22 protein-coding genes are annotated in these 23,439 nt (G+C 65.9%); 12 read left to right on the top strand and 10 right to left on the bottom strand.

The window, feature by feature from the left end:
• Nucleotides 1-302 precede the first annotated feature (302 nt).
• Complete coding sequence (gene trxB, locus N5C91_RS05635; protein WP_233298987.1) at nucleotides 303-1,247, bottom strand: thioredoxin-disulfide reductase; 945 nt, start codon at nucleotides 1,245-1,247, stop codon at nucleotides 303-305.
• A gap of 422 nt (nucleotides 1,248-1,669) precedes the next feature.
• Between trxB and N5C91_RS05630 the strand changes: the two genes are divergently transcribed.
• The 3 genes from N5C91_RS05630 to N5C91_RS05620 all read left to right on the top strand — a co-directional run bounded on the left by N5C91_RS05630 (nucleotide 1,670) and on the right by N5C91_RS05620 (nucleotide 5,709).
• The gene (locus N5C91_RS05630; RefSeq protein ID WP_279828381.1) at nucleotides 1,670-3,601 is read left to right on the top strand and encodes a diguanylate cyclase; all 1,932 of its coding nucleotides are present in this window, start codon (nucleotides 1,670-1,672) and stop codon (nucleotides 3,599-3,601) included.
• Between the two features lie 98 nt (nucleotides 3,602-3,699).
• The gene (gene cysZ / locus N5C91_RS05625) at nucleotides 3,700-4,440 is read left to right on the top strand and encodes a sulfate transporter CysZ (RefSeq protein WP_279828379.1); all 741 of its coding nucleotides are present in this window, start codon (nucleotides 3,700-3,702) and stop codon (nucleotides 4,438-4,440) included.
• A 72-nt stretch (nucleotides 4,441-4,512) separates the two neighbouring features.
• A complete protein-coding gene (locus tag N5C91_RS05620; RefSeq protein WP_279828377.1) occupies nucleotides 4,513-5,709 on the top strand; it encodes a glycosyltransferase family 1 protein in 1,197 nt (398 codons plus the stop codon).
• Nucleotides 5,710-5,712: 3 nt separating this feature from the next.
• On the opposite strand, the gene N5C91_RS05615 is transcribed toward N5C91_RS05620, so the two are convergent.
• The 4 genes from N5C91_RS05615 to N5C91_RS05600 all read right to left on the bottom strand — a co-directional run bounded on the left by N5C91_RS05615 (nucleotide 5,713) and on the right by N5C91_RS05600 (nucleotide 9,731).
• Nucleotides 5,713-6,672 (bottom strand): DegV family protein, encoded by a 960-nt coding sequence (locus N5C91_RS05615; RefSeq protein ID WP_045210882.1) that lies wholly within the window; start codon nucleotides 6,670-6,672, stop codon nucleotides 5,713-5,715.
• A 311-nt stretch (nucleotides 6,673-6,983) separates the two neighbouring features.
• Entirely contained in the window at nucleotides 6,984-8,096 is a 1,113-nt protein-coding gene (locus N5C91_RS05610; RefSeq protein ID WP_279828373.1) for an NADH:flavin oxidoreductase, read from the bottom strand.
• Nucleotides 8,097-8,175: 79 nt separating this feature from the next.
• On the bottom strand, nucleotides 8,176-8,766 hold the full coding sequence (locus N5C91_RS05605; RefSeq protein WP_236199386.1) for a TetR/AcrR family transcriptional regulator: 591 nt from the start codon (nucleotides 8,764-8,766) through the stop codon (nucleotides 8,176-8,178).
• A gap of 74 nt (nucleotides 8,767-8,840) precedes the next feature.
• Entirely contained in the window at nucleotides 8,841-9,731 is an 891-nt protein-coding gene (locus tag N5C91_RS05600) for a LysR substrate-binding domain-containing protein (protein ID WP_236199385.1), read from the bottom strand.
• Nucleotides 9,732-9,838: 107 nt separating this feature from the next.
• Here N5C91_RS05600 and N5C91_RS05595 point away from each other — a divergent pair, with 107 nt between their 5' ends.
• On the top strand, nucleotides 9,839-10,246 hold the full coding sequence (locus tag N5C91_RS05595) for a tautomerase family protein (protein ID WP_279828371.1): 408 nt from the start codon (nucleotides 9,839-9,841) through the stop codon (nucleotides 10,244-10,246).
• Here the strand turns inward: N5C91_RS05595 and N5C91_RS05590 are convergent.
• From N5C91_RS05590 to N5C91_RS05580, 3 genes are all read right to left on the bottom strand, one after another.
• A complete protein-coding gene (locus N5C91_RS05590) occupies nucleotides 10,233-10,973 on the bottom strand; it encodes a nitroreductase family protein (RefSeq protein ID WP_279828369.1) in 741 nt (246 codons plus the stop codon). The genes N5C91_RS05595 and N5C91_RS05590 overlap by 14 nt on opposite strands.
• Nucleotides 10,974-11,085: 112 nt before the next feature.
• On the bottom strand, nucleotides 11,086-11,571 hold the full coding sequence (locus tag N5C91_RS05585) for a glutathione peroxidase (protein ID WP_236172865.1): 486 nt from the start codon (nucleotides 11,569-11,571) through the stop codon (nucleotides 11,086-11,088).
• A 218-nt stretch (nucleotides 11,572-11,789) separates the two neighbouring features.
• Entirely contained in the window at nucleotides 11,790-12,275 is a 486-nt protein-coding gene (locus N5C91_RS05580; protein WP_236172866.1) for a peptidylprolyl isomerase, read from the bottom strand.
• Between N5C91_RS05580 and N5C91_RS05575 the strand changes: the two genes are divergently transcribed.
• The 4 genes from N5C91_RS05575 (at nucleotide 12,244) to N5C91_RS05560 (ending at nucleotide 16,948) form a co-directional block, all read left to right on the top strand.
• Complete coding sequence (locus tag N5C91_RS05575; protein ID WP_236199381.1) at nucleotides 12,244-12,576, top strand: DUF3565 domain-containing protein; 333 nt, start codon at nucleotides 12,244-12,246, stop codon at nucleotides 12,574-12,576. The genes N5C91_RS05580 and N5C91_RS05575 overlap by 32 nt on opposite strands.
• A 2-nt stretch (nucleotides 12,577-12,578) precedes the next feature.
• On the top strand, nucleotides 12,579-13,769 hold the full coding sequence (locus N5C91_RS05570) for an acetate kinase (protein ID WP_236172868.1): 1,191 nt from the start codon (nucleotides 12,579-12,581) through the stop codon (nucleotides 13,767-13,769).
• Nucleotides 13,770-13,830: 61 nt separating this feature from the next.
• Complete coding sequence (gene pta, locus N5C91_RS05565; protein WP_236172869.1) at nucleotides 13,831-15,957, top strand: phosphate acetyltransferase; 2,127 nt, start codon at nucleotides 13,831-13,833, stop codon at nucleotides 15,955-15,957.
• Nucleotides 15,958-16,039: 82 nt separating this feature from the next.
• A complete protein-coding gene (locus N5C91_RS05560) occupies nucleotides 16,040-16,948 on the top strand; it encodes an acyltransferase (RefSeq protein WP_236172870.1) in 909 nt (302 codons plus the stop codon).
• A 142-nt stretch (nucleotides 16,949-17,090) separates the two neighbouring features.
• Here the strand turns inward: N5C91_RS05560 and N5C91_RS05555 are convergent, their stop codons facing one another.
• Nucleotides 17,091-17,801: an OmpA family protein gene (locus N5C91_RS05555; protein WP_236172871.1), complete on the bottom strand. Its 711-nt coding sequence runs from the start codon at nucleotides 17,799-17,801 to the stop codon at nucleotides 17,091-17,093.
• 85 nt (nucleotides 17,802-17,886) lie between these two features.
• Nucleotides 17,887-18,528, bottom strand: a complete 642-nt coding sequence (locus tag N5C91_RS05550) for an MBL fold metallo-hydrolase (protein WP_279828364.1) — start codon at nucleotides 18,526-18,528, stop codon at nucleotides 17,887-17,889.
• Between the two features lie 119 nt (nucleotides 18,529-18,647).
• Between N5C91_RS05550 and N5C91_RS05545 the strand changes: the two genes are divergently transcribed.
• From N5C91_RS05545 to N5C91_RS05530, 4 genes are all read left to right on the top strand, one after another.
• Entirely contained in the window at nucleotides 18,648-19,460 is an 813-nt protein-coding gene (locus tag N5C91_RS05545; protein WP_236172873.1) for a LuxR C-terminal-related transcriptional regulator, read from the top strand.
• Nucleotides 19,461-19,641: 181 nt separating this feature from the next.
• The gene (locus N5C91_RS05540) at nucleotides 19,642-20,772 is read left to right on the top strand and encodes a class II histone deacetylase (protein WP_279828361.1); all 1,131 of its coding nucleotides are present in this window, start codon (nucleotides 19,642-19,644) and stop codon (nucleotides 20,770-20,772) included.
• Nucleotides 20,769-21,947, top strand: coding sequence for an MFS transporter (locus N5C91_RS05535; protein WP_279828359.1), 1,179 nt, complete (start codon nucleotides 20,769-20,771; stop codon nucleotides 21,945-21,947). The genes N5C91_RS05540 and N5C91_RS05535 overlap by 4 nt, the downstream gene beginning before the upstream one ends.
• A 109-nt stretch (nucleotides 21,948-22,056) precedes the next feature.
• On the top strand, nucleotides 22,057-23,379 hold the full coding sequence (locus N5C91_RS05530; RefSeq protein ID WP_279828358.1) for an alginate export family protein: 1,323 nt from the start codon (nucleotides 22,057-22,059) through the stop codon (nucleotides 23,377-23,379).
• The last annotated feature ends 60 nt before the right edge of the window (nucleotides 23,380-23,439 follow it).

Genomic DNA, 23,439 nt, shown 5'->3' with positions numbered 1-23,439 from the left:
GTATCGCAAGCTCCACCCATCCTACCTGCGTGGTTCTGCCTGGCCTCGGCGCGGGTGGAAACCCCGAACGAAATGCCAAACCCGCAGGAGCGCGCCATGCGCGCGAACCGCCGGCAAGGCCAGAGTCCGGCAGTACGCAGGGCGGATAACCCGGAACGGATTATCCGCCGATGCCGCTATCAGCGAACCTGCAAGGCAGGGTGCCAAGCGGTTCGCGAGCAAGCTCGCTCCTACGAAGAGCACCGGACAGAAAAAGGCCCCGCAAAGCGGGGCCCCTTCCTGCACGCCGGCTCTTCGGGCCGTTACAGGGAGTCCAGGTAGCGCTCGACATCCAGCGCGGCCATGCAGCCGGCGCCGGCCGAGGTGATGGCCTGGCGGTAGACATGGTCGGCCACGTCGCCGGCGGCGAACACGCCGGGGATGCTGGTCGCCGTGGCATTGCCTTCGCGGCCGCCGTTGACCACCAGGTAGCCGTCCTTCAGCTCAAGCTGGCCCTCGAACAACGAGGTGTTCGGCGTGTGGCCGATGGCGACGAACAGGCCGTCCACCTTCAGTTCCGAAGCCTGGCCATCGTTATGGCGCAGGCGCACGCCGGTGACGCCCATGGCATCGCCCAGCACCTCTTCCACCTGAGCATTCAGGCGCAGTTCGATCTTGCCCTCGGCGACGCGGGCACGCAGCTTGTCCTGCAGGATCTTCTCGGAACGGAAGCTGTCGCGGCGGTGCACCAGGGTCACCTTGCTGGCGATATTGGCCAGGTACAGCGCCTCTTCCACGGCAGTATTGCCGCCGCCCACCACCGCCACTTCGCGGTTGCGGTAGAAGAAGCCGTCGCAGGTGGCGCAGGCGGACACGCCCTTGCCCATGAACGCCTCTTCCGACGGCAGGCCGAGATAACGCGCACTGGCGCCGGTGGCGATGATCAGGGCATCCGCGGTGTAGGTGCCGCTGTCGCCCTTGAGCACGAACGGCTTGCCGGCCAGGTCAACGCCATGGATGTGGTCGAAGACGATCTCGGTCTCGAAGCGCTCAGCGTGTTCCTGCATGCGCTGCATCAGCGCCGGGCCGGTCAGGCCATGGGGGTCGCCCGGCCAGTTGTCGACTTCGGTGGTGGTGGTCAGTTGGCCGCCGGCCTGCATGCCGGTGATCAGCAGCGGCTTGAGGTTGGCGCGGGCGGCGTAGACCGCAGCGCTGTAACCCGCAGGCCCCGAACCCAGAATGATGACGCGCGCGTGACGATCGGACATGACAGCCTCCAGTGCTCGGGTGAAGAGCGGGTGCAAAAGAAAAGGGAGCTGCCAAAGCACCAGGGGGAAGGTTGGGAGGGCGGCAGCTCCACTGAAAGGTTTCTTGCGCGGACCGCACGGTCCGGAGACTGAGGACAATGCGGTGTGACCTGAGTCACGGATCGCATTGTCCCGCAGAACTCCGGAAAACCCTTGAGATAAGTCAGGGATTTCCGCGGTCGTCCTGCGCTCCTTGAGATAAGTCAGGGAGTGTCGGATCGACCCTCGAACTCGTTCGATACCAGATGGCGCGCAGCTTACCGCCGCCGCCGCGTCCTGCTGAAATGCCCAATCTCAATGCCCCCCATAGGCTGCCCCTATGTAGCGGGCAGCCACTGCACCTGTGTCTAGACTCAAGCAAACCAGAGGTCACCCGGACCACCATGAACCTTCGCGCCCGCCTGCTTTGGCTGTGCCTGCCCCTGTTCGTCGCGAGCCTCACAGGGGTCTGGCTGCTGTCGGACATGATCCTGCTCGACCGCTTCGACCGCGGGGACCGCCAGCACCTCGCCGATGAGGTGCGCATCGTCCACAACCGCGTCGCCTACGAGAAACAGCGCAACCTCGACATCGTCCACAGCTACGCCTGGTGGGACGCCAGCTACCAGTTCATGCGCCTGCCGCAGGCGCGCTTCATCGAGGACAATCTCGACCAGGACCTGCTGGGCATCCTCGGCTTCGACTATGTCCTGTTCGTCGACCGCGACGGGCACATCGTCGCCCAGCAATGGAAGCTCGACGAGCTGGCCGCGCGCTTCCCCGGCCAGCAGGTGCCGGACACCAAGCGCCTGCGCGACGGCATCCTGCGCACCGCACTGGAGCTGGGCGCCCTGGATATCGATGGCGACCCGCGCCACAGCCTCGATCAACTGCTGCAGATCGAAGGCGTGCCGCAGTTGCTGCTCAGCTACCCCATCAGCAATACCGCAGGCACCGCCGAACCGGCCGGGGTGGTCATCGCCGGCGTACTGCTCGACAGCGCGCGCATGTACAACCTGCAGACGCAGATGGGCGCGAGCCTGCGCCTGGCCCAGGACCCGGTGCAGGGCAAGGACTGGCGCACCCTGAACATCCCCACCGGGCGCGGCGCCACGCTGCTCAGCCCGCGGCACCTGCTCGACGAGAACAGCCAGCAGATGTCGCTGCTCTATCTCGACTCCCGCGGCCGGCCGCAACTGCGTCTGGAACTGACCAGCCCCCGACCGCTGTACCAGCAGGGCCAGCAATCGGTGCGCCTGTTCCTCTACCTGACCCTGGCCCTGCTCGGCGGCGCCATCCTGCTCGCCTATGTGGCCCTGGAATTCCGCATCATCCGCCGGGTCACCCGGATGAATCGCGAAGTGGCGGTGATCGGCCAGGACCGGACCGCTTCGCGCCTGAGCCCCCAGGGCACGGACGAGCTGGGCCAACTGGCCAGTGAGATGAACCGCACCCTGGACCGCCTGGAACAAAGCGAGGCGCGCGACCGGGCAATCCTCGACGCAATCCGCGATGGCTACTTCGAGATGGATACAACGGGCCGCATCGGCACCGTCAACCCGGCGCTGTGCCGAATGCTCGGCCGCGGAAGCGCGGAACTCAACGGCCGGCACTTCAGCATCCTGCTGCAGGAGGAGGACTACCATCGTGCCCAGGGCCTCTACGACAAGGTGCGCAACGATGAGCAGGAAACCACCTTCTCGGCGCCGTTCAGGCACGGCGATGGCCACCTCGTCAATTGCGAGACGCGCCTCTCGGCGATCCGTGACGCCCAGGGCGAACTCCAGGGATTGCGCGGCATCCTGCGCGACATCAGCGACCAGGTGGCCTATCAGAAACAGCTCATCGACCTGGCCTACCGCGACGCCCTGACCGGCCTGGGCAACCGCAAGGCATTCAACGAACAACTGCAGCACGCCGTGGCGCATTGCAGCCGCGTGGCACTGCTGTACATCGACCTGGACCGCTTCAAGCAGGTCAATGACCGCTTCGGCCATGCCATCGGCGACGCCTTGCTCGGTACCGTCGGCGAGCGCATGCGCAGCAGCCTGCGCCAACCGGACCAGGCCTTCCGCCTGGGCGGCGACGAATTCGCCGTGCTGCTGAACAACGCCGAGCCAGAGCAGGCCGAGGCCCTTGGCGCACGCCTGCTGTCGGTACTGGGAACTGCCTATCACCTGGGCGGCCAGTTGATCGACTTCGTCACCCCGAGCATCGGCATCGCCTTCTACCCGCAGGATGCCGCCGCTGCCGACGCCCTGACCCGCGCCGCCGATGTCGCCATGTACCAGGCCAAGCAGGAGCGCAACCGCTGTTACCGCTATACGCCTGGCTGATTGCCAGGCTGCGCTCCACATACCCGGCAAAACAGACGGCTCGCCGCGCCTTTGCCGGGTCTGCTAAGGTCGCCTACGGTTCAACCCTGGAGATGCCGATGTCCACCCTGAGCGGCCCGCAATACCTCAGCGAAGGCCTGAAACTGATGATGCGCCCCGGCCTGCGGCTGTTCGTCCTGCTGCCCCTGAGCATCAACATCCTGCTGTTCGTCGGCCTGATCGGCTTCGCCATCAACCAGTTCAGCCACTGGGTCGATTGGCTGATGCCGACCCTGCCGGAGTGGCTGAGCTTCCTGCAGTTCATCCTCTGGCCGCTGTTCGTCGCGCTGGTGCTGCTGATCGTGTTCTTCACCTTCACCATGCTCGCCAACATCATCGCCGCGCCCTTCAACGGCTTCCTCGCGGAGAAGGTCGAAGTCGTGGTGCGCGGCACTGACGACTTCCCCGAATTCAGCTGGAGCGAGCTGATGGCCATGGTGCCGCGCACCATCGGCCGCGAGTTGCGCAAGCTCGGCTACTTCCTGCCGCGCGCCATTGCGCTGTTCATCCTCAGCCTGATTCCCGGACTGAACCTGATCGCCGCACCGCTGTGGCTGATTTTCGGCGTGTGGATGATGGCCGTGCAGTACATCGACTACCCGGCAGACAACCACAAGCTCGGCTGGAACGAGATGCTCGCCTGGCTGCGCAGCAAGCGCTGGGCCTGCATGGGCTTCGGCGGCATTACTTACCTGGCGCTGCTGATCCCGGTGGTCAACCTGGTCGCCATGCCCGCTGCCGTGGCCGGCGCGGTACTGTTCTGGGTACGCGAGGGCGGCGAAAAAGCGCTGGTGAAGTAACGCACGACGGCTGTCACCTATCGATCATCGCTTTGTCATCGGCGCGCCACCGCGCGCCGGGACACTGCGAGCATGACCACGACTCCCCTGCGCATTGCGCTGATCAGCGAAACCTTTCCGCCGGAAATCAACGGCGTTGCCAACACCCTCGGGCGCCTGGCCTCGGGGCTGTTGCGCCTCGGGCACCAGATCCAGATAGTTCGCCCGCGCCAGCAGGGCGACGATGACCGTCACAGCGACGCCGAACTGGTCCTCACCCGTGGCTGGCCGCTGCCCGGCTACCCTGGCCTGCAATGGGGCCAATCGTGCCTGCACAAGCTGTTGCGCCACTGGCAGCGCATCCGCCCGGACGTGCTCTACATCGCCACCGAAGGCCCGCTCGGGCTTGCCGCCCTGCGCGCTGCGCGGCGCCTGCGAATTCCGGTGATCAGCGGCTTCCATACCAATTTCCAGCAGTACAGCGCGCACTACGGCTTCGGCCCGCTGATGCGCCTGGTGACCCTGTACTTGCGCTGGTTCCACAACCGCACCCAGCAGACCCTGGTGCCCAGCGCCAGCCAGTCCATGGAGTTGCAACGGCGCGGCTTCGAGCGCCTGGCGCAGCTTGCGCGCGGCGTCGACAGCCAACTTTTCAACCCCGCCCGCCGCGATGAAGCGCTGCGCCGCGAATGGGGCCTGGGCGAGCGCGACATCGCGGTGCTGCACGTCGGCCGGCTGGCGGCGGAGAAGAACCTGTCGCTGCTGGGCAGCAGCTTCCGCGCCCTGTGCGCAGCGCATCCGCAGCTCAAACTGCGCCTGGTGATAGTCGGCGACGGCCCGCAACGCGCGCACTTGCAGAAGGAACTGCCCGAAGCGCTGTTCTGCGGCCTGCAGCGCGGCGAGGAACTGGCCCGCCACTACGCCAGCGGCGACCTGTTCCTGTTCCCCAGCCTGTCGGAAACCTTCGGCAACGTGGTGCTGGAGGCACTGGCCTCAGGGCTGGCGGTGGTGGCCTTCGACCAGGCCGCGGCCGGCCAGCATATTCGCCACGGGCACAACGGCGTGCTCGGCGTGCCGGGCGAGAACCAGAGTTTCTTCGATGCGGCGAGCTGGCTGCTGGCCGACCCGGAACGCCTGCGCCGGGTGCGCCTCAACGCGCGCCACCACGCCATCCATCAGGCGTGGGACACGGTGGTCGAGCGTTTCGAAGGGTATCTGCAGGAAGCCTGTCGCACGGCCCTGCCGGGGAAGCACCCCGGCGGCCTGGGACATCCCGAAGCCCACAAATAGCCGTCAGGCGAAGGGCTTGGGCTCGGCGGCGAAGGACAGGCTCATGGCGCCGGCGCCAAGGTTGATACCGCCGGTGGGGCTGAGCATCGCCAGGTGTACCTGCACGCCCTTGGCCTGGCAGGCCGCCTCCAGCGCAGCGAAGCCCGGCAGGTCACGCAGTGCGGACGGATCGCCGGCGTAACTCAGGCTCATCTGCGGCGCCAGCAACTCGCCCGCCTCGACCCGCGCGCGGGCGAAGTTGAGCAGGCGCTCGGCGGATTTCTCGTAGTTGGGCGACACCGAGACGGGCTTGTCTTCGCCCTGCACCAGGCTCAGCACCGGCTTCATGTCGAGCATCGAGCCCAGGCCGAGGAAGGCGCCACGCAGGCGATCACCGATGCTGCTGCGGTCACCCTTCTGGAAGCCACGGCGGCGGATGTGCCCCAGGTCGCTGGCGACCAGGAAGGTGTTCATCTGCTGGCTGAGCTGCTCCAGGCGGGTGCGCACGGCATTGGGATGCTGATCTTCGCCGAGCAGGCGCACGCCTTCGGCGGCCAGCACGGCGAGGCCGGCGAACACGGTCTGGCTGTCGATCACCCGCAGCGCGAAGGGCCCGGCGATACCGGCGGCGGCACGGCGTTCCTTGTAGCTCTGCAGGAGGCTGAAGGAGGCCTGGGTGGCGTTGTCGAAGATCGGGCTGCGCTGGCTGCTGACGGTCAGGCAGATCACGTAGTCGAAATCGGTGACCAGCTTTTCCAGGAACCAGTCGTGGGTCTGCGCCGGCGTCAGCGGTTCGCTGCCGTCCTCGGGGCCGACCTTGGGCAGGTCCTGGGAATAGAACTTGAGGGTGGTGTCGGGATCGCGGTCATCGACGATACGCCGCTCACCCACCCGGATACCGATGGGCAGAACGCGAATATTGTGGGCAGCAAGGAATTCGGGGGGAAGGTCGCAGGTTGCATCGACTACCAAGCCGATCCGCATGACTTACTCCTATGGCCGTCTCCCGGCCTATTGTTGTGTGAACGCGTTCATACTCTGCCCGTTTCGGACTGGGAAGTCAGCATACGGAAAGGTGGGTCTCGGAAAAGATTTGTAAACGCCTGGGACGGTGCTTTCAGACCATTCAGGCAATCAATAACCGATCATAAGAACGGCATCACTTGTAGGAGCGAGCTTGCTCGCGAACCGAGTCCACAACGGGGCCTGTTCGCGAGCAAGCTCGCTCCTACAGAAATGCGAAAGCCCCTGACACCAACGGTGCCAGGGGCTTTCCTGCATCAGGCGCGGGCGAATCAGGCCAGCGACATCAGCGCATCACGGCTGAACGGCTTGATGTCCTCCAGGCGACCGTCACGCACTTTCACCGCCCAGTCCGGGTCGACCAGCAGGGCACGGCCGACGGCGACCAGGTCGAACTCTTCCTTGTTCAGACGCTCCAGCAAGCCGTCGATGCCCGACGGCTGGGCGACTTCTTCGGTGTTGCCGAAGAATGCCAGGAACTCGCTGCCGTCCAGGCCGACGTTGCCGACGGTGATGGTCGGCTTGCCGGTGAGCTGGCGGGTCCAGCCGGCCAGGTTGAGATCGGAGCCGTCGAATTCCGGAATCCAGAAGCGGCGGGTGGAGCAGTGGAAGATGTCCACGCCGGCATCCGACAGCGGCTTGAGGAAGGCTTCCAGCTCCTCGGGCGTCTGCACCAGGCGAGCGCTGTAGTCCTGCTGCTTCCACTGGGAGAAGCGGAAGATGATCGGGTAGTCGGGGCCGACGGCCGCGCGCACGGCCTGGATCAGCTCGATGGCAAAGCGCGAACGGTTGGCCAGGCTGCCGCCGTACTCGTCGGTGCGCTTGTTGCTGCCATCCCAGAAGAACTGGTCGATCAGGTAGCCGTGGGCGCCGTGGATTTCCACGCCATCCATGCCGATGGCCTGGGCGTCGCGAGCAGCCTGGGCGAAGGCGGCGATGACGTCCTGGATATCTTCCTTGGTCATCTCGTGGACCAGCACGGTGCCGTCCTTTTCCTTGCCGCTGGGGCCGTAGCCCGGAACGCTGGCATCCGGCTCGGTGCCCAGGCGGCGCACGGCGCCGACATGCCACAGCTGCGGAACGATCTTGCCGCCTTCGGCGTGCACGGCGTCGACCACCTGCTTCCAGCCGGCCAGGGCGTCTTCACCATGGAAGCGCGGCACGTTCGGGTAGCCGTTGGCGGCCTTGTGGTTGACGGTGGTGCCTTCGGTGACGATCAGGCCGACACCGGCAGCGGCACGGCGGCGGTAGTACTCGACGACCTGCGCGTGCGGTACGCCGCCCGGCGTGAAGTTACGGGTCATCGGTGCCATCACGATGCGCGTGGGCAGTTCCAGATCGCCCAGGCGGAAGGGCGAGAACAGGGTATCTACGGGTGCAGTCATTGAAGTCTCCATGACGGCCAGGCGACCGGTCGTCTCGTTTTTGAGTTGGGCTGGAAAATTGAGTGATGACTCAGGCAGATCAGGCCTGCAGCAAGTGCTCCAGGCGCTCGATAAAGCGTTCCACCGGCTTGAGCGATGCGCTGACTTTCATGCGCGCCAGAACGCCCTGCCAGGCATTGCCGATGAACTCGGCCAGTTGCTCGACGTTCTCCGAGGTGGGCAACTCCCCGGCGCGCTGGGCGTCGGCCAGACAGTCGCGCAGGGTGTCGATGGACTGCTGGAGAATGCCATCGACGCGCTCGGCGATCGGCGGCGAGAGCTCGGCCATTTCGAAGCTCAGGCTGCCGATGAAGCAGTGGTATTCGAGCTTTTCCTGGCGGGCGAAGTGCGCCAGCAACTCGCGGTAATAGGTGAGGATGCGCGCCCGCGGCCCCAGCGCGGGATTCCCCAGCGCTTCGGCGTAGCGCGCCAGGCGCGGGGCGTAGAGGTGTTCCAGGGCCTGCAGGGCGAAGTCTTCCTTGCTCTCGAAGTAGTGATAGAAGGAGCCCTTGGGGATGCCGGCGGCCTGGACGATGTCCTGCACGCCGGTGCCGTGGTAGCCGCTGCGGGTCATCGCCAGGGAGCCCTTGGCGAGGATCAGGTCACGCTTGTCGAGTCGGATGCTGTTCATGGCGGCAAGAATATGACCGGTCGTCTCGCCTTTGCCAGCACCATTGATCGCGGTGATTTTCCCTCAGAAACGAATCAACGAACCGACGGGCTTTCCAGCAGCTCCGCCACGCCCTCCTGCAGCAGCTCTTTCAGGCGCGCCACCAGCGCTTCCGGCTCGGCTTCACTGCGGTGCAGACACAGGCCCAGCGGCGCCATCAGCGGCAGCCCGGCGCGCCCGGCATCCAGCCGCTCGACGCTGGCCGGCAAACCGATCGGCGTACGCAGGCCAACCCCCAATCCGGCGCCGACCGCCGCCCAGATGCCGGACAAACCGGCGCTGGTGAACGCCACGCGCCAGGCGATGCCGGCACGGTCGAGCGCCGCCGTTGCCGCACTGCGCAGCAGGCATGGCGCTTCCAGCATCACCAGCGGCAACGGTTCTGCGCTGACAGGCAAACCAGTGTCCGGCGCGCCGATCCAGCATTGCGCCACCGTGCCGATGCGCTCCATGTGTGGCGTGCGCTCGCCGGTTTCCCAGGCCAGCGCCAGGTCCAGCTCGCCGTTGCGCACGCCTTCGAGGAGTTGCTGATTGCGCGCCGTGCGGACCTCGATGCGGACCTTGGGATGGGCGCGGGCAAAGCGCGCCAGCACGGCGGGCAACAGCGTCTCGCCGAAGTCTTCCTGCAGGCCGAGGCGTACCCGCCCCTCCAGCGAACCACCGCGCAAGGCGCTGGCCGCTTCGTCGTTCAGCTCCAGCAGCCGACGCGCGTAAGCCAGCAACGTCTCGCCCGCTTCGGTCAGCGCCATACCGCGCCCTTCGCGGCGCAATACCGGTGTGCCGGCCTGCTCTTCCAGTTTCTTCAACTGTGCGCTGACCGCCGACGTGGAGCGCCCGAGGCGGTCCGCCGCGCGGGCGAAGCTGCCCAGCTCGATGCCGGCGACGAAGGTGCGCAGTACGTCCAGGTCGAAGTTGATGCGGGCCATGGCAACCATCCTGATTAATCGAACTATCGATCAAGTATTTCCCGATATTCCGAATCAACTTGCCGGGCTAGCCTGAACTCGTCAATCACTCACCGAGGAATGGCGCTATGCCTACCGTCCGCATCTCCCTGCACAAGGGCAAACAACCCGGCTACCTGCGCGAGCTCGCCAACACCGTCTACGACGCCATGCACGAGGCCTTCAACGTGCCGGAGGGGGACCAGTTCGTGATGATCCACCAGCACGAGGCGGAAGAATTCATCTACAACCGCGGCTACCTGGGCGGTCCACGCAGCGACGACTTCGTCCTCATCGCCATCACCATCGGCCGCCCCCGCGACGCGCAGACCAAGCAGGCGTTCTATCGCCGACTGAACGCGCTGCTGGGCGAACGCCTGGGAATCGCCAGCGAGGACGTGATGGTGCAGATCACCGCCAGCGAGGCGGACGACTGGTCCTTTGGTGGCGGGCGCATGGGCGTACTGACGCGCCCTGATGCGCTCAGTGCCAGCTGACGCGCTGCTCCAAAGGGAAACGCAGGCGCGGGTTGTAGACGCCATTGTCGGCAGCCCGCCCCACCGCCAGCAGCATGATCGGCACCGCGCGGCGGGGAATCTGCAGCACCTTGCGCAGGCGCACTTCGTCGAAGCCCTCCATGGGGCAACTGGCGTAGCCGTGGCTCTGCACGGCAAGCATCAGGTTCTGCGCCGCCAGCGCGGTGGACTTCACCGCCCACAGACGCATCTCGGCATGGCTGTTGGGTTGGCGCATCAGCGCACGGCGCAACCCGACCAGCGAATACAGCACGCGCTTGAACAGCCCGCGCACGCCGAGCGTCCCCTGGTTGTACTGGAAAGGCGCGGTGCGTCGGTAGAAGTCGCGCACCTTCTCCGGCACCTGCGGCTCGGGCCATTGCTCGAGGATCGCCGCGCAGGACTCACGCCAGGTATCCGGCCGCGCCAGCACCGCAATCAGCACCGGTGCGCTGCGCGCAGCGTTCTGCCCGAGGCAGACCGGCACCAGTCGGCGGCGCAGCTCGGCGTCGCGGATCACCTGGAAGCTCCACGGCTGCAGATTGCAGGCGTTGGGCGCGAGTACCGCCTGTTCCAGGCAGTCGCGCAGTACTGCATCGGGGACGGGCTCGTCGAGGAAACGACGTACCGAGCGACGCTGCTCGATCAACGCACGCAGGGCATCGGGGGTCACGGGCAGGCAGGACGACTCGGTGGCAAAACGGCTCATGACGGACTCCCGGTTCAGGTCGTCCGATTAAGCCGCCGCGCACGGCGCAGAACAAGGAAAGGGAAGAAATGCCGGCGGGATTGGCGCATGCGCCCTCTCCCGCCGGGGAGGATCAGGCGCCCAGCGCCTTCTCGATGGCCTGGATCAGCGCCGGATCATCCGGCGTGGTGCGCGGGCTGAAGCGGGCCAGCACGCGGCCATCCGGGCCGAGGAGGAATTTCTCGAAGTTCCAGGTGATGTCGCCGGGGAACTCGGCGCCCTCGCCCGCCAGCAGACGGTACAGCGGGTGACGCTCGGAGCCGTTGACCTCGAGCTTGCCCGACATGGGGAAGCTGACCCCGTAGTTCAGTGCACAGAACGACTGGATCTCGGCTTCGCTGCCCGGCTCCTGCCCGGCGAACTGGTTGCACGGCAGGCCCAGTACCACGAACCCTTGGTCCTTGTATTGCTGGTAGAGGTTCTCCAGAGCGGCGTACTGCGGGGTCAGGCCGCATTTCGAGGCGACGTTGACCACCAGCACGACCTTGCCCTTGAGCGGGGCCAGCGGCAGATCCTGGCCGTCGAGACCATGCAGCGTCAGATCGTGAAAAGCGCTCATTGCTTGCTCCTTGAAGAAATAGGCACGAAGTGCCCGCGCAGGGGGCGGAAATGTGTCCGGCGTGCTGCGCAATCCCAGTCGATGCGGGAAAAATGCCCTGGCCTTGTTGCAGTCGATCAGGTTGCATGAGAAAGGCGCCCGAAGGCGCCTTTCCCGATTGAGCTTAGCAGCTCAATGATGGCTCCACCCGATCCCGATGAGCGACCGGGTGGCAGCGATCAGTGGTGATGACCACCTTCGCCGTGGATGTGGCCATGGGCGACTTCTTCGGCGGAAGCGTCGCGGATGTCGACCACTTTCACCTTGAAGTTCAGGCGCTGGCCGGCCAGCGGGTGGTTGCCGTCGACGATCACGTCGTCGCCTTCGATATCGCGGATGGTGACGATCTGCATGCCGCCGTCCGGAGCGGAAGCGTGGAACTGCATGCCGACTTCCAGCTCGTCCACACCCTCGAACATCTCACGGGTCAGGGTGGCGACCAGTTCGGCGCTGTATTCGCCGTAGGCGTCTGCCGGCTCGACGGTCACGTCCAGCTCGTCACCGACCTGCTTGCCTTCCAGGGCCTTTTCCAGGCCGCCAATGATGTTGTGGGCACCGTGCAGGTAGACCAGCGGAGCGCCGCCGGCGGAGCTGTCGATGACCTCACCCGCGTCGTTGGTCAGGGTATAGTCGATGGAAACCGCCTTGTTGGCCGCGATCTGCATGGTTCGAAACCTATCTGATATTGAAGATGAGCGCGTAAGTTTACGCGGCGCCGCCCCCGAATGCGACCCGAAGACAGACGGACGGGATGACGCGGTCGCGCCGCGCCTGCTTGACTTTCATCAGGACGAAGACGGCCACTGGGTGGCAGTCTTGTCCTGCGGCCATACCCAGCATCTGCGCCACCAGCCGCCCTGGCAGTCGCGGCCCTGGGTGCTGGACCCGCAGCAACGCAAGGCGCAGATCGGCCGCTGGTTCCCCTGCGGCTGGTGCGCCAGGCAATCCGACAGCAGCAAGGAGTAGGCATGCCGGCTCGCAATATCCTGGTGATCAACTGCGGCAGTTCTTCGATCAAGTTCGCTCTGGTTCGAGAGGGCCGCGAAGACTTCATCCTCCATGGCCTGGCCGAGCGCCTCGGGTCCAATGGCGCCAGCCTGCGCTGGCAGGGCGAGACCGACGAGCAGCCGCAGACCCTGGAGTTGCCTGGTGGCGACCACAAGGCCGCCCTCGCCCGCCTGCTGCCACTGGTGGCCCAGGCTGCGCAAGGCGAGCTGCACGCCATCGGCCACCGCGTGGTGCATGGCGGCGAACGCTTCACCCAGGCCTCGCGCCTGACCGACGAAGTGCTCGGCGCCATCCGCGAAACCTCACCGCTGGCGCCGCTGCACAACCCGGCCAACCTGGTCGGGATCGACGCCGCCATGGCGCTCTACCCGAACCTGCCGCACATCGCCGTGTTCGACACGGCCTTCCACCAGAGCCTGCCCGAGCGCGCCTTCCGCTACGCCATCCCCGAGCCGCTGTACCGCGAGCAGCACGTGCGCCGCTACGGCTTCCACGGCACCAGCCACCGCTACGTCAGCCACAAGGCAGCCGAGATGAGCGGGCTGGCGGTGGGCGACAGCTACTGGTTGTCGGCGCACCTGGGCAATGGCAGCTCCACCTGCGCCATCGCCAACGGCCAGAGCCGCGACACCAGCATGGGCCTGACTCCGCTGGAAGGCCTGATGATGGGCACGCGCAGCGGCGACGTCGATCCGAACCTGCACAGTCATCTGGCGCGCACCCTGGGCTGGAGCCTGGAGAAGATCGACCACATGCTCAACCACGACAGTGGCCTGCTCGGCCTGTCGGGGCTGTCCAACGACATGCGCACCCTGGAGCATGCCCGCGAGCAGGGCCACGCCAATGCGGCGCTGGCCATCGAAGTATTCTGTTACCGCTTGGCCAAGTCCCTGGCCTCGCTGACCTGTGCACTACCGCGCCTGGACGGCATCATCTTCACCGGCGGCATCGGCGAAAACTCCGCGCTGGTGCGCAACCTCACGGTCAAGCACCTGCACGTGCTCAACCTCGAACTCGACGGCGAAGCCAACGCCCGCTGCGTGCGCGGCGTCGGCGGGCCGATCCACCTGCCCGGCCATCCCCGCGTGCTGGTGATCCCCACCAACGAGGAACGCCAGATCGCTCTCGACACCCTGGCCGTACTCGACTGAAGATCCATGGGTTGCGCCCCACAAGGGCGCCTCCCACCCCCGCACGGCTTAAGGAGCCCGGATGCACACCTTCTTCCTCGCACCGACCGGTTTCGGTGTCGGTCTGACGTCTACCAGCCTGGGGCTGATTCGCGCCCTGCAACGCGCCGGCCTGAAAGTCGGCTTCTTCAAGCCGATTGCCCAGCCCCATGCCGGGGACGACGGTCCGGAGCGCTCCAGCGAACTGGTCGCCCGTACCCACGGCCTCAACGCTCCCACCCCGCTGTCGCTGTCGAAGGTCGAGCGCATGCTCGGAGACGGCCTGCTCGACGAGCTGCTCGAAGACATCGTCGGCATGTACAACAGCGTCGCCGTCGACAAGGACGTGATGATCGTCGAAGGCATGGTGCCGACCAAGCACGCCAGCTACGCCGCGCGCATCAACGGCCATCTGGCGCGCAGCGTGGATGCCGAGGTGATCCTGGTTTCCGCGCCGGACAACGAGACAGTGAGCGAACTGTCCGACCGCATCGAGATCCTCGCCCAGCTGTTCGGCGGCCCGCGCGACCCGCACCTGGCCGGCCTGATCGTGAACAAGGTACGCGGCGGCGAGAGCGACGATATGCCCCGCGACGCCGTGGAAGCCGCGCGGCTGTTCGGTGAGCGCCTGAAGGAACACTCCCCGTTGCTGCGCGACGGTGACGTGCGCCTGCTCGGCTGCATTCCCTGGCAAGATGAAATGAACGCCCCGCGCACCCGCGACGTGGCCGACCTGCTGGACGCCAGCGTGCTCAACGCCGGCGACTACGAACAACGCCGCGTGCAGAAGATCATCCTCTGCGCTCCCTCGGCGCCCAACACCGTGCACCTGCTCAAGCCGGGCGTGCTGGTGGTGGTGCCGGGCGACCGTGACGACATCATCCTCGCCGCCTGCCTCGCCGCCATGAACGGCGTACCGCTGGCCGGCCTGCTGCTGTGCTCGGGCCTGGCGCCGGACGCGCGGATCATGGAGCTGTGCCGCAGCGCCCTGCAGAGCGGCCTGCCGGTACTGACGGTGAAGACCGGCTCCTTCGACACCGCCGGCGACCTGTCGCGGATGAACAAGGAAATCCCGGTGGACGACCGCGAGCGCGCCGAGCGTGTGACCGAGTTCGTCGCCGAGCACATCGATTTCGAATGGCTCAGGGACCGCTGCGGCGCGCCCCACGAGCTGCGCCTGTCGCCACCGGTGTTCCGCTACCAGTTGACCCGCCGCGCCAACCGCGCCGGCAAGCGCATCGTCCTGCCCGAAGGCAGCGAGCCGCGCACCGTGCAGGCTGCCGCCATCTGCCACGCCCGCGGCATCGCCCGCTGCGTGCTGCTGGCCAAACCCGATGACGTACAAGCCGTGGCGCAGATGCTGGGCATCGTGTTGCCCGAGGACCTGGAGATCGTCGACCCGGACCTGGTGCGCAGTCGCTACGTCGAGCCGATGGTCGAACTGCGCAAGGGCAAGAGCCTGAATGCGCCGATGGCCGAGCAGCAGCTGGAAGACAACGTGGTGCTGGGCACCATGATGCTCGCCCTGGACGAGGTGGACGGGCTGGTGTCCGGCGCAATCCACACCACCGCCAACACCATCCGCCCGGCGCTGCAACTGATCAAGACCGCTCCCGGCTACAACCTGGTGTCCTCGGTGTTCTTCATGCTGCTGCCCGACCAGGTGGTGGTCTACGGCGACTGCGCGGTGAATCCCGATCCTTCGGCCAGTGACCTGGCAGAGATCGCCCTGCAGAGTGCCGCCTCGGCGCAGGCTTTCGGCATCACTCCGCGGGTGGCGATGATCAGCTACTCCACCGGCGACTCGGGAACCGGCGCAGATGTCGAGAAAGTCCGCGAAGCTACACGCATCGCGCGGGAAAAACGCCCCGATCTGTTGATTGACGGTCCCTTGCAGTATGATGCCGCCGCCATCGCCAGCGTGGGCCGCCAGAAGGCGCCCGACAGCCTGGTGGCCGGACGCGCCAACGTGTACGTGTTCCCCGATCTGAACACCGGGAACACCACCTACAAGGCGGTCCAGCGCAGTGCCGACTGCGTCAGCATCGGGCCGATGCTGCAGGGCTTGCGCAAACCGGTGAACGACCTGTCGCGCGGCGCGCTGGTGGACGACATCGTCTACACCATCGCACTGACGGCGATCCAGGCGGACAGCGGCAAGGACGGCTGATAACCCAAGGCACGAGGGATGTGCCCACGAACGCATCACGCGCCCGGCCGACCGGGCGCCTACGTACAAGGACCATTCCTCGATGTTGAGTTTCCTCCCGCACACTCTGCGCGGCATCCTCGCCACCCTGATCCTGGTGGTCAGCACGCTGTGCTGGTGTATCCCGCTGCTGAGCATGTCGATCATCAAGCTGCTGCTGCCATTCAACGCCGCCCAGTTGCTGCTGAGCAAAGTCATGAGCGTGATCGCCGAAAGCTGGATCACCTGCAACAAGGGCTGGATGAACCTGGTGGGCAAGACGCGCTGGAACGTCGAAGGCCTGCAGGGGCTGCACTACGACCACTCGTACCTGGTCACCAGTAATCACCAGAGCTGGGTGGACATCCTGGTCCTGCAGTACCAGCTCAATCGCCGCCTCCCGCTGCTGCGCTTCTTCCTCAAGCAGGAACTGATCTGGGTTCCGGTGATCGGCCTGTGCTGGTGGGCGCTCGATTTCCCCTTCATGAAGCGCTACACCAAGGCGTATCTGGCCAAGCACCCGGAAAAGAAAGGCAAGGACCTGGAAACCACGCGCAAGGCGTGCGCCAAGTTCAGCCGTATTCCGGTGGCGATCTTCAACTTCCTCGAAGGCACGCGCTTCACCCAGGAGAAGCATGACGAGCAGGCCTCGCCCTTCCAGCACCTGCTCAAGCCCAAGGCCGGCGGCATCGCCTTCGTTCTCGACGCCATGGGCGAGCAACTGCGCACCCTGGTGAATGTCACCATTCACTACCCCGATGGTCGCCCGACCTTCTGGTGCCTGCTCTCGGGCAAGCTGCGCTCGGTGGTAGTGCGTTTCGAGGAGCTGGAAATCCCACGCCAGTTCATCGGCAAGAGCTATGACCAGGACGAGGGTTACCGCGCCGAATTCCAGCTGTGGGTGAACCAGCTGTGGGAGCGCAAGGACCAGTTGCTGGCCCAGTTGCACCGCGAGTTCCCGGCCAAGGCCTGACGGATATTGTAGGAGCGGACTCCGTCCGCGATAGGCCCCGCATCGCGCCGGAAACCGATCGCGGACAAAGTCCGCTCCTACGCCCTCTTCCCGCCAGGCACAAAAAAGCCCGCCAATCGGCGGGCTTTTTCATGGGCAGCGCTTACTGCTGGTACTGCTGGGTCTGCGCGCCCGGCAGCGCCTTCAGGTTCACTTCCACGCGGCGGTTCTGCGCGCGGCCGTTGACGTCGGCGTTGGAAGCAACCGGCTGGTCCGGCCCCATGCCACGGGTGCTGACGCGGGAAGCATCGACTCCCTGCGAGGTCAGGTAGCTGGCCACCGACTGCGCACGACGCTGGGACAGGTCCATGTTGTGCTGGCGGCTGCCGGTGCTGTCGGTGTAGCCGACGATCTCGATGCTGTTCTGATTGAACTCCTTGAAGGAGTTGGCCAGGTTGTTCAGCGGGGTGTAGAAGGACGGCGCGATGTTCGCCGAGTCGGTGGCGAAGGTGATGTTGCCCGGCATGATCAGCTTGATATCGTCACCCTGGCGCTCGACCTGCACACCGGTGCCCTGCATCTGCTGGCGCAGCTTGGCTTCCTGCTTGTCGGCGTAGTAGCCATAGCCCGCAGCCGCGGCGCCCACGGCGGCGGCGCCGATCAGCGCGCCCTTGCCACGGTTGTTGTGGTTGATCGCGGCGCCAGCGACGGCACCCGCCAGTGCGCCCAGGCCACCATACTTGGCGGTCTTGCTCACGCCGCCCTCGGCAGGAACCTGGGTATTGGGATCATAGGGATTCTGGGAGGCGCAACCGGCCATGAGAGCAAAGGCGGTGGCAGCCGCAACCATGGACAGACTACGTGCGGTGAACATGTCGGATGACTCCTCGAAATAGCGAAACACCCATTAGCGGGCGGCAGATTAGAGCTTAGGTCGTGCAAATAATTCCGTAGCAACCTTAAGCACGGATGAAGGGATTCTCCCGCATCTCGTCACCCAGGCAGGTGTCCGGACCGTGCCCCGTGACCACGGTCGCCTCTTCGTCCAGCGAATACAGGCGATCGCGGATGGAGCGCTCGATGGTGGCGTAGTCGCCGCCCCACAGGTCGGTGCGGCCGATGCTGCGGCGGAACAGGGTGTCGCCGGCGATCAGCAGCTTGTCCCTGGGGAACCAGAAGCTCATCGAACTGGGCGTGTGCCCCGGCGTGTGCAGCGCTACACCGCAGCCGCAGGCCAGCTCCTCGTCATCGGCCAACCACTGGTCCGGCGCAGGCACCGGCTTGTAGGGCACGCCGAACATGCGACACTGCATTTCCAGGTTGTCCCAGAGGAACTGGTCGTCCTTGTGCAGGTGCAGGGTCGCGCCGGTCTTCTCCTTCATCTGCCCGGAGGCGAGGAAGTGGTCCAGGTGCGCATGGGTGTGGATGATGCTGACCACTTTCAGCCCCAGCGCATCGAGACGCTGCAGGATGAGTTCGTGGTCGCCGCCCGGATCGACGACGATGGCCTTCTTCGTCAGCGGATCGCCGATGATGGTGCAGTTGCACTGCAAGGGGCCGACGGGAAAGGTTTCGCGGATGAGAGAAAGCTGATCGGTCATCGATTACTCCGGAGCGGTGAGCGACCAGCGAAGCCGGCATGGCTATCGGCGGCCGAATGGCACCCATATTGCAGCAACTCCCCTGAAAAAGAACAAGATCGAATGCAGAGAACACGCCGATGCAACTGAGCAACCTGCTGGCAACCCAGGCCAGCGCCGACTGGAACCAGAGCCTCGCGCGGTTGCTGGAGCACAAGGGCCATCCGGACTTCCCCGTGCTGCTCTCGCACAGCCTGCAACCCGTCCTCGCCCATGACAATGTGATCATCAAGGCGTACCGCGGTGACGGCTGCCCGCGCATTCTCTACGAGGACTACCCGGACCAGCACCATGCCGAATACATCGAGCGCTACCTCGACGGCATGTATCGCCTGGACCCGGTATCGAACTCGATCCGCCAGGGCATGAGCAGCGGCATCCTGCGCGTCAACCAGCGCACCAGCCAGTTGCACGGCAGCGATTACTACAAGCACTACTACCGCGAACTGCACCTGGACGATGAGATCGACATTCTCTTCAACGACTGCGACAACACCGTGCTGGTGATGTCCATCGGCCGGCGCCAGCGCAACCTGGCCAGTACCGCCGAGCTGCGCGCCCTGCGCAACCTCTATCCGCTGCTTCAACACCTGTTGGGCGGCTTTGCACAGAACTGCGATAACCTCGTCCAGCCGCCGGACGACGACAGTCTGTCGCGGGCCTTGGCGTCCTTCGCCGACGGCCTGCTGACGCCGCGCGAGCAGGAAATAGCCCGGCTGATGTTGCAGGGCAACTCCAGCAAGCTGATCGCTCGCCAGCTGAATATCAGCCAGGCAACCGTCAAGGTGCATCGGCGCAACCTCTATACACGTCTCGGCGTGCGCTCCGAGCTGCAACTCTGCGACCTGTTCCTTCGCCACTCCGCCAGCGGCCTGCTGCCCTTGCCGCGCTGATCCGCGCCTACCCACCTTCCTCAGCACTGTTCCCGCAGGGAACACGGCCGCCTGTTGCCTGACGGGGCTCTACCCCCACGGGTGTATTTACCCTGCTCCGGCGCCTTCCTACTCTCGCCGTGCCTTGCCCAATCCGCCTGCGCACTCAGCAGCATCCCGAACAACAACAAGGATTACGCCAATGACCACGGCATTCGTCTGGCATGAACACTACATGTGGCACGACACCGGCAATTATGCCGGCCTGTTCGCCCCCGGCCTGGGCATCCAGCCCGGCCTGCATTTCGAAAACGCGGAAACCAAGCGCCGGCTGCGGAACCTGCTGGACGTCAGCGGCCTGGCCGAACAGTTGCTGGCGGTCAAGCCAGTGGCCGCAACCGAGGAGCAGCTGCTGCGGGTGCACACCGCCCGCTACCTCGCCCGCCTGCAGGAGCTCAGCGCAGGACGTGGCGGCGACGCCGGTGACAACACGCCCTTTGGCCACGGCAGCTACGACATCGCCCGACTGTCCGCCGGTGGCGTGATCCAGGCCGTCAAACACGTGCTGCGCGGCGACGCGCGCAATGCCTACGCACTGGTACGCCCGCCGGGCCACCACGCCGAAGCGGATCGCGGCCGCGGCTTCTGCCTGCTGGCCAATGCCGCGCTGGCCGCTCAGGTGGCGATGGTCGAGCACGGCCTGGAACGCATCGCCGTGGTCGATTGGGACGTGCACCACGGCAACGGCGCGCAGAGTATTTTCTGGGAAGACCCACGGGTCCTGACCCTCTCCCTGCATCAGGACGGCAACTACCCACAGGACTCGGGCTTCGTCGACGAGCAGGGCGGCGGCGCCGGGACCGGCTTCAACCTCAACGTGCCACTGCCGCCCGGCTGCGGCGAAGGAGCCTACCTGCATGCCTTCGACGAGATCGTGCTGCCCGCCCTGCGCGCCCATCGCCCACAACTGATTCTGGTGCCCTGCGGCTTCGACGCCGGTGCCCACGACCCGCTGGGACGCATGATGCTCCACAGCGATGCCTACCGGGCCATGACCGCGAAGCTGATGGCGCTGGCCGACGAGCTCTGCGACGGACGCCTGGTGCTGTGCCACGAAGGCGGCTACGAGCCCAACTCGGTGCCCTACTTCGGCCTGGCCGTGATCGAGACGCTCAGCGGTATTGCCAGCGACATCCAGGACCCGCACCTGGCGGCGATGCGCGCCTTGCCCGGGCAGGCACTGGCCGAGCACCAGCGACAGTGGATCGCCAACCTGCGTGCTCGCTACGACAGCCCACTGCTCCCCACTCGCCAGCAAAAGGTGCAAGCATGAGCACCCTGACCGCGCCCCTGCTGCTCAGTCCGGTGCAGCAGCGCCTGCGCCTGCTGGCGGTGGTGCTGTTCTCCGCCATCGGCCCGCTGGTTCTGCTCACCGCACCGGCCCTGGCCAGCCGGTACATCGCTGAACTGGGCCTGGACAATCGCCAGGTCGGCTTCCTGTTCAGCATGGAACTGGGGGCCATGGCGATCTCCACCATCCCCACCTACTTCTGGATGCGCCGCTACAACTGGCGCCGGATCGCTGCGGTAGCTGCCGCCTTGTTCCTCCTCGGCAACCTGCTCAGCGCCGTGCTGATGAATACCCCGGCACCATCCTATCCACTGCTGGTGGCACTGCGTTTCCTCACCGCGTTCTCCGAAGCGGCCCTGGTGCTGGTCTGCCTGGGCACCGCCGGCACCTTGCCAAACGCGGCGCGGGCCTTCGGCCTGTGGGTCACCGGCCAACTGGTACTGGCAGCGCTGAGCCTGCAATTGATGCCGTGGCTGTTCAGCCATTGGCGGGTAGCCAGCTTCTTCCTGCTGATCGCCCTGTTCACCGCCGCCTGCCTGCCATTGATCCGCTCCCTGCCGGCAGGCAGCGACCATCAGGCCGAAGCCCTGCCGCCCAGCCAGGCACGCGCTGCGCTGGGGAAAATCGCCCTGGGCATGACTGCGATCTTCCTGTTCTACCTCAGCCTCGCCGGCATCTGGACCTTCGTCGGCGAGCTCGCGCGGACGCAGGGCATCAGTGCCGCCGACAGCTCCAGCGCGCTGGCCAGCGCCTCCTTGCTGGGAGTGGTGGGCGCCTCGCTGGCCAGCTGGATCGGCATCCGTGGCCAGCGCCAATGGCTGCTCGCACTGGGCTACCTGGCGATGGCGTCGAGCCTGATCGGCCTGCTCGGTGACGTCTCGCTGCTGCGCTACGTGCTGGCAGCCTGCGCCTTCAAGTTCGCCTGGACCTTCGCCCTGCCCTTCCTCCTCGCGGCCATCAGCGACTACGACCGCCAGGGCGGCAAGCTGGTGGTGCTGGCCAACCTGGCGATCTGCGGCGGCCTCGCCGTGGGCCCCTCGCTGGCGGCCTGGCTGTTGGGCGAGACGGAGAACTTCAGCCTGTTGCTGCAGGTCTCCGCGGCCATCTGCGCACTGTCGTTCCTGTCGATCCTGCCACTGGCCCGTCGCCGCGCCTGACCCTCCGCATAACAGCTTCGCACCTGTCTCCGGCGTGCCTTCGGGCACGTCGCGAGCGAGTGCGCCCTGAACTCCTGCCATCCCAATAACAACAGCGCAGAGCTCCTTCATGAACAACCAACACCTGGGTTCTTTCTCCACCTTCCTGCTCGCCTCCCTGGCGAGCCTCGCCCACGCCGATAGCCACTACGAGAATGGCGACCTGCAGGCAGACTTCGGCCTGAGCAGCGGCGCCACCTTCATCGACAGCCACAACGTCAACTTCGGCGCCGGCCAGCGCGACTATCGCAGCGGCGAGGTGAAGGGCGAACGGGCCGTCTGGCAGGAAGCCTTCCTCAAACCCGAAGCGAGCTTCCGCTACACGCTGGACCAGGACCTGCGCCTGGTCGGCGGCGCCTCACTGGTCGCCGCGCACACGTTCGGCGACGGCGACGCCGGCGGTTACACCCGCAACTCGGACGGCAAGACGTCGCTGGAAGAACTCTATATCGGCATCGAGCGCGGCCCCTGGCGCCTGACCCTGGGTAACCAGAACTTCCGCGTTGGTACCGGCTTCATCCTCGCCGACGGCAACCTTGACCTGCTCGGCGAAGGAGCGTACTGGTCCGGCCCACGCACCGCCTTTCGCGATGGCGCCATCCTTGCCTATCGTGGCGGCGCGCTGTCCGGCCAGGCCTTCAGCCTGCGCAACGACGATGACCTGGGCGGAGCCCGCTTCAGCGGCGCCAACCTCGACTACCACTTCCTGCGTGGCCAGCTCGGCCTGATGGCCCTGAAAGTCAGCGACGTCAGCAGCCAGGCCAACCAGATAGCCCCGCGCAACGGCATGCAGGTGTACAACCTGCGCTGGCTCGACGGCGGCTTCGAGGCCCTGCCTGAACTGGCGATCAGCGCCGAATACGGCCTGCAGACCGGCGAGGGCGAACAGGTGAGTTTTTCCGCCCACGCCTGGTACGTGCGCCTGGACTACGGCTTCGCCAGCCTGCCCCTGCAGCCGCAGCTGACTTACCGCTATGCGCTGTTCTCCGGCGACGACGACCCGAATGACAATCGCCGCAAGAGCTGGGACCCGCTGAGCAAGGCCTACACCGAGCGCGGCTCCTGGGTGATCGGCGATGTGGTCGGCAACTACCTGCTCAACGACAGCAACGAGCGCGTGCACATGTGGCGCCTGGCCGGCCAGATCGCCCCAGGCCTGAGCGCGGGCACGGTGTACTACCAGTTCTCCCTGGACGAAGAGAACTACTACGGTCAGCCCGTCAGCGACCGGCGCTTCGCCGATGAAGCCGCGTTGTACCTGGACTGGGCGGCGAGCACCCAGCTGTTCGCCACGCTCTCGTACAACTGGGTGAAACCCAAGGCCGCGGCGCGCGAAGTGTTTGGCAACGACACCTTCGATGCACTGCAACTCTACGTCGGCTATCGCTTCTGAGATCGCCGCGAGGCCGAGCCATCAGCACGGCGGCCCCTTGGCAGCCGTACCCGGCCCAGG

Source organism: Pseudomonas sp. GD03903 (assembly GCF_029840045.1).
In the GTDB taxonomy this organism is placed as follows: domain Bacteria; phylum Pseudomonadota; class Gammaproteobacteria; order Pseudomonadales; family Pseudomonadaceae; genus Pseudomonas; species Pseudomonas pseudonitroreducens.
This window is presented reverse-complemented; position numbering and strand designations above follow the sequence as displayed.

Coding starts and splice junctions, on each gene's coding strand:
- trxB (WP_233298987.1), bottom strand. CDS start 1,247: ATGTCCGATCGTCACGCGCGCGTCATCATTCTGGGTTCGGGGCCTGCG.
- N5C91_RS05630 (WP_279828381.1), top strand. CDS start 1,670: ATGAACCTTCGCGCCCGCCTGCTTTGGCTGTGCCTGCCCCTGTTCGTC.
- cysZ (WP_279828379.1), top strand. CDS start 3,700: ATGTCCACCCTGAGCGGCCCGCAATACCTCAGCGAAGGCCTGAAACTG.
- N5C91_RS05620 (WP_279828377.1), top strand. CDS start 4,513: ATGACCACGACTCCCCTGCGCATTGCGCTGATCAGCGAAACCTTTCCG.
- N5C91_RS05615 (WP_045210882.1), bottom strand. CDS start 6,672: ATGCGGATCGGCTTGGTAGTCGATGCAACCTGCGACCTTCCCCCCGAA.
- N5C91_RS05610 (WP_279828373.1), bottom strand. CDS start 8,096: ATGACTGCACCCGTAGATACCCTGTTCTCGCCCTTCCGCCTGGGCGAT.
- N5C91_RS05605 (WP_236199386.1), bottom strand. CDS start 8,766: ATGAACAGCATCCGACTCGACAAGCGTGACCTGATCCTCGCCAAGGGC.
- N5C91_RS05600 (WP_236199385.1), bottom strand. CDS start 9,731: ATGGCCCGCATCAACTTCGACCTGGACGTACTGCGCACCTTCGTCGCC.
- N5C91_RS05595 (WP_279828371.1), top strand. CDS start 9,839: ATGCCTACCGTCCGCATCTCCCTGCACAAGGGCAAACAACCCGGCTAC.
- N5C91_RS05590 (WP_279828369.1), bottom strand. CDS start 10,973: ATGAGCCGTTTTGCCACCGAGTCGTCCTGCCTGCCCGTGACCCCCGAT.
- N5C91_RS05585 (WP_236172865.1), bottom strand. CDS start 11,571: ATGAGCGCTTTTCACGATCTGACGCTGCATGGTCTCGACGGCCAGGAT.
- N5C91_RS05575 (WP_236199381.1), top strand. CDS start 12,244: ATGGAAACCGCCTTGTTGGCCGCGATCTGCATGGTTCGAAACCTATCT.
- N5C91_RS05580 (WP_236172866.1), bottom strand. CDS start 12,275: ATGCAGATCGCGGCCAACAAGGCGGTTTCCATCGACTATACCCTGACC.
- N5C91_RS05570 (WP_236172868.1), top strand. CDS start 12,579: ATGCCGGCTCGCAATATCCTGGTGATCAACTGCGGCAGTTCTTCGATC.
- pta (WP_236172869.1), top strand. CDS start 13,831: ATGCACACCTTCTTCCTCGCACCGACCGGTTTCGGTGTCGGTCTGACG.
- N5C91_RS05560 (WP_236172870.1), top strand. CDS start 16,040: ATGTTGAGTTTCCTCCCGCACACTCTGCGCGGCATCCTCGCCACCCTG.
- N5C91_RS05555 (WP_236172871.1), bottom strand. CDS start 17,801: ATGTTCACCGCACGTAGTCTGTCCATGGTTGCGGCTGCCACCGCCTTT.
- N5C91_RS05550 (WP_279828364.1), bottom strand. CDS start 18,528: ATGACCGATCAGCTTTCTCTCATCCGCGAAACCTTTCCCGTCGGCCCC.
- N5C91_RS05545 (WP_236172873.1), top strand. CDS start 18,648: ATGCAACTGAGCAACCTGCTGGCAACCCAGGCCAGCGCCGACTGGAAC.
- N5C91_RS05540 (WP_279828361.1), top strand. CDS start 19,642: ATGACCACGGCATTCGTCTGGCATGAACACTACATGTGGCACGACACC.
- N5C91_RS05535 (WP_279828359.1), top strand. CDS start 20,769: ATGAGCACCCTGACCGCGCCCCTGCTGCTCAGTCCGGTGCAGCAGCGC.
- N5C91_RS05530 (WP_279828358.1), top strand. CDS start 22,057: ATGAACAACCAACACCTGGGTTCTTTCTCCACCTTCCTGCTCGCCTCC.